General features: G+C 68.2%; 5 protein-coding genes. 4 read left to right on the top strand and 1 reads right to left on the bottom strand.

Annotated elements, in window-relative coordinates:
• Positions 1-864 (bottom strand): alcohol dehydrogenase catalytic domain-containing protein (locus tag GJV64_RS12725; protein WP_164157664.1); only part of this gene is annotated, 864 nt, incomplete at its 3' end.
• Positions 865-1,019: 155 nt separating this feature from the next.
• On the opposite strand from GJV64_RS12725, the gene GJV64_RS12720 reads away from it, so the two are divergent.
• The 4 genes from GJV64_RS12720 to GJV64_RS12705 are packed head-to-tail and all read left to right on the top strand — an operon-like array spanning position 1,020 to position 3,402.
• On the top strand, positions 1,020-1,253 hold the full coding sequence (locus GJV64_RS12720; RefSeq protein WP_164157662.1) for an exodeoxyribonuclease VII small subunit: 234 nt from the start codon (positions 1,020-1,022) through the stop codon (positions 1,251-1,253).
• On the top strand, positions 1,243-2,157 hold the full coding sequence (locus tag GJV64_RS12715; protein ID WP_164157661.1) for a polyprenyl synthetase family protein: 915 nt from the start codon (positions 1,243-1,245) through the stop codon (positions 2,155-2,157). The genes GJV64_RS12720 and GJV64_RS12715 overlap by 11 nt, the downstream gene beginning before the upstream one ends.
• Positions 2,158-2,170: 13 nt before the next feature.
• A complete protein-coding gene (gene coaD / locus GJV64_RS12710) occupies positions 2,171-2,668 on the top strand; it encodes a pantetheine-phosphate adenylyltransferase (protein ID WP_456238859.1) in 498 nt (165 codons plus the stop codon).
• On the top strand, positions 2,668-3,402 hold the full coding sequence (locus GJV64_RS12705) for a peptidylprolyl isomerase (RefSeq protein ID WP_164157659.1): 735 nt from the start codon (positions 2,668-2,670) through the stop codon (positions 3,400-3,402). Before coaD ends, GJV64_RS12705 begins: the two co-directional genes overlap by 1 nt.
• The last annotated feature ends 45 nt before the right edge of the window (positions 3,403-3,447 follow it).

Below are 3,447 nucleotides of genomic sequence, written 5' to 3'. Positions count from 1 at the left end.
GGTCACCGCCAGCATCGCCAGTTGCCCGCGGCTGGCCAGCGCCTCGAGGCCGGCGCGGATCACCGGCGAGGCGCCGGTGGTGTCGATGACGCGATCCAGCCCCAGCGGCGCAATCGCCCGCAGCGCCGCCATCAGGTCCTGGCCCTCGGCAAGGATCGTGTGGGTGGCGCCCAGCTGGCGGGCCAGATCGAGCCGGGCGGCGACCCGGTCCACCGCGATGATGGTGTGGCAGCCGCGATCGACCGCCGCCAGCAGGCCGGCCAGTCCCACCGAACCGGCGCCGATCACCGCGAAACTGTGCGCCTCGCGCACGTCGAGCGTGTTGTAGGCGGTGCCGGCGCCGGTCTGCAGGCCGCAGCCGAACGGAGCGAGCAACGCGAAGGGCAGGTCGCCGTCCACCTTCACCGTGTTGCGGGCATAGGCGATGGCATACTCGGCAAAGCTCGACTGGCCGAAGAAGCCGCCATAGACCGGCTGGCCGCCGCCCTGCATCGGCACGGTGCCGTCATTCAGCACCCCGGCATAGTTCAAGGCCATGAAATTGGTGCAATATTGCGGATGATCATGGGCGCAGTTGGGGCAGGCGCCGCAACTGGCATAGGACAGGACAACCCGGTCTCCGGCGGCGACATTGGTCACCCCGGCGCCCACTGCCACCACCGTGCCGGCGCCTTCATGGCCCAGCACCTGCGGCAGCGGCGTACCCTGTTCATAGCGCTGCACGCCGATATCGGTGAAGCAGATCCCGCAGGCGGCGATCTTCACCAGCACCTGGCCCGGCCCGGGTTCGGCCAATTCCACCGGCTCGATCGCGTAGGGCCCACCGCGCTGGCGCAGCACCGCGGCCCTTGTGGTGATGGTCATTGCCGCAACCCTCCCTGACGTCCGCCCTTGCCCTTCTGACTAGTGTCGACCCGTCGGGCGGGGACGGCAAGCCGCCGCAAGTGGCAGGCAAAGGGGCAGGCGCCGCGCCGCGCCGGTGCTTGACCAGCGGCGCGCGCCCGTCCAGATACGCGGCGATGAGCGCGGAACCTACGCCCAGCTTCGAGGCAGCCCTGAAAGAGCTGGAGGATATCGTGCGCCAGCTGGAATCGGGCGAATTGAGCCTCGACGCCTCGATCACGCTTTACGAGCGGGGCCAGAAGCTGAAGCAGGTGTGCGAGGCCCGGCTGGCCGACGCCAAGGCGCGCATCGAGCAGATCCAGCAGGGCAGCGGCGGCGAGATCAGCGCCCGTCCCTTCGATGCGGCCTGACCCGGTGGTGCCCGCTTCGCTCAGCCTCAAGCCGGCGCTGGACGCGATCGGCAAGGCCGTCGATCAGCGTTTCGACAAGCTGCTGGCAGTGCCGGCCGACAGCCGCGCCCGCCTTTATGAAGCGATGCGCCATGCCGTGATTGGCGGCGGCAAGCGCATGCGCCCGCTGCTGGTGGTGGCGGCATGCGACCTGTTCCATGTCGACCGCGAGCGCGCGCTGCGCGTCGCGCTCGCCATCGAGTGCATCCATGTCTACAGCCTGATCCACGACGATCTGCCGTGCATGGACGATGACGACCTGCGGCGCGGCAAGCCCACCGTCCATATCGCCTTCGATGAAGCCACCGCCGTGCTGGCCGGTGACTGCCTGCACGATATCGCCTTCGAGATATTGGCCGATCCCGCCACCCACGAAGATCCGTTCGCGCGGCTGGAGCTGATCACCGAGCTCGCCGTCCAGTCCGGCCCGGCCGGCATGGCCGGCGGCCAGATGATGGACCTGGTGGCCGGTGACGTGATCTATGACATCGCCGGCATCACCCGCCTGCAGCAGTTGAAGACCGGCGCCCTCATCCAGTGGTGCCTGGAGGCCGGTGCCATCATGGGCCGCGCATCCGACGCGCACCGCAAGTCGCTGCGCGCCTATGCCCGCGATCTCGGCCTTGCCTTCCAGATTGCCGACGATCTGCTGGACGTGGAAGGCACGTCCGCCAAGACCGGCAAGGCCGTGCAGAAGGACGCGGCTGCCGGCAAGGCCACCTTCGTTTCGCTGCTGGGCATTGAGCGCGCCCGGGCCCAGGCCCATGCGCTGATCGATCAGGCCATCGGGCACCTGGTGGCCTTCGGGCCGGAAGCTGACCTGCTGCGCGCCATCGCCCGCTTCGCGGTCGAACGCGACCGCTGAGGAGACTGGACTGATGACCCGCATCGGCGTCTATCCCGGCACCTTCGATCCCATCACGCTGGGCCACATGGACATCATCCGGCGCGGCGCCCGGCTGGTGGACCGGCTGGTCATCGGGGTCGCCACCAACCCGTCAAAATCGCCGATGTTCACGCTGGACGAGCGCAAGCGGCAGGTGAGCCGCGAATGTGCGGGAATCGGCAATGTGGAGGTGGTGGATTTCGACGAGCTGCTGATGTCGTTCGCCGAACGGCTGGGCGCGACGGTGATCGTGCGCGGCCTGCGCGGCGCCGGTGATTTCGAGTACGAATTCCAGATGACCGGCATGAACCGGGCGCTCAACGACGATGTCGAGCAGGTGTTCCTGATGGCCGATGTGGCCTTGCAGCCGATCGCTTCACGCCTCGTAAAGGAAATCGCAGTCTATGGTGGCGACATCAGCAAGTTCGTGCCACCGGCCATCGCCGCCGACGTGGTGAAGCGGGTCGCGGAAATGGGTGTGAAGGGTTGATGATGCATCGTGCCGGCCACTATCTGGCCACCCTGCTGGCCGGGTTCGTCCTGATCGCCGGCGCCGCACTGGCGCAGGCGCCGCGGATCGATCCCAAGGATCTGAAGGCGCCGCCCAAGCTGCCCGAAATGGCCGCCCCGTCGAACCTGGCGGGCACGCTGGCCCAGGTGAACGAGGAAAATATCCTGCTGCTCGACCTGTCGTCGGGTGGGCGGGTGAAGATCGTGATGCGGCCCGACGTGGCGCCCAAGCATGTCGAACGCATCAAGACGCTGGTGCGGCGCGGTTTCTATGATGGCACCGTGTTCCACCGCGTGATCGATGAATTCATGGCCCAGGGCGGCGACCCCACGGCCACTGGCACCGGCGGCTCCGACCTGCCTGATCTGAAGGCCGAGTTCAACGATCTGCCGCACGTGCGCGGCGCCGTTGCCATGGCCCGCGCCCAGGGCGAGGACAGCGCCAACAGCCAGTTCTACATCGTGCTGATGCCGGTGCTGCGGCTGGATCGCACCTACACGATCTGGGGCCGCGTGGTGGACGGCATGGCCCATGTGGACGCCATCGAGAAGGGTGAGCCGCCCGCCAATCCCACCCGCATCATCAAGGCCAGCATCGCCGCCGACAAGGTGCCACCGCCCGATTTCGCGGCGCTGAAGGCCGCGGCCAGCCCGATCCCGGCCGGCGCGCTGAACCTGCCGCCGCCCACATCCGGGCCGATTGCGCCACGCTGAGCACGCGCCGACCGGCGCACCCACCCCCCCTGCCACCACCACAAA

It is taken from the genome of Sandarakinorhabdus rubra (assembly GCF_010994245.1).
In the GTDB taxonomy this organism is placed as follows: domain Bacteria; phylum Pseudomonadota; class Alphaproteobacteria; order Sphingomonadales; family Sphingomonadaceae; genus Sandarakinorhabdus; species Sandarakinorhabdus rubra.
The sequence above is the reverse complement of the archived record's forward strand: the minus strand, read 5'-3'. Positions and strand labels throughout refer to the sequence as shown.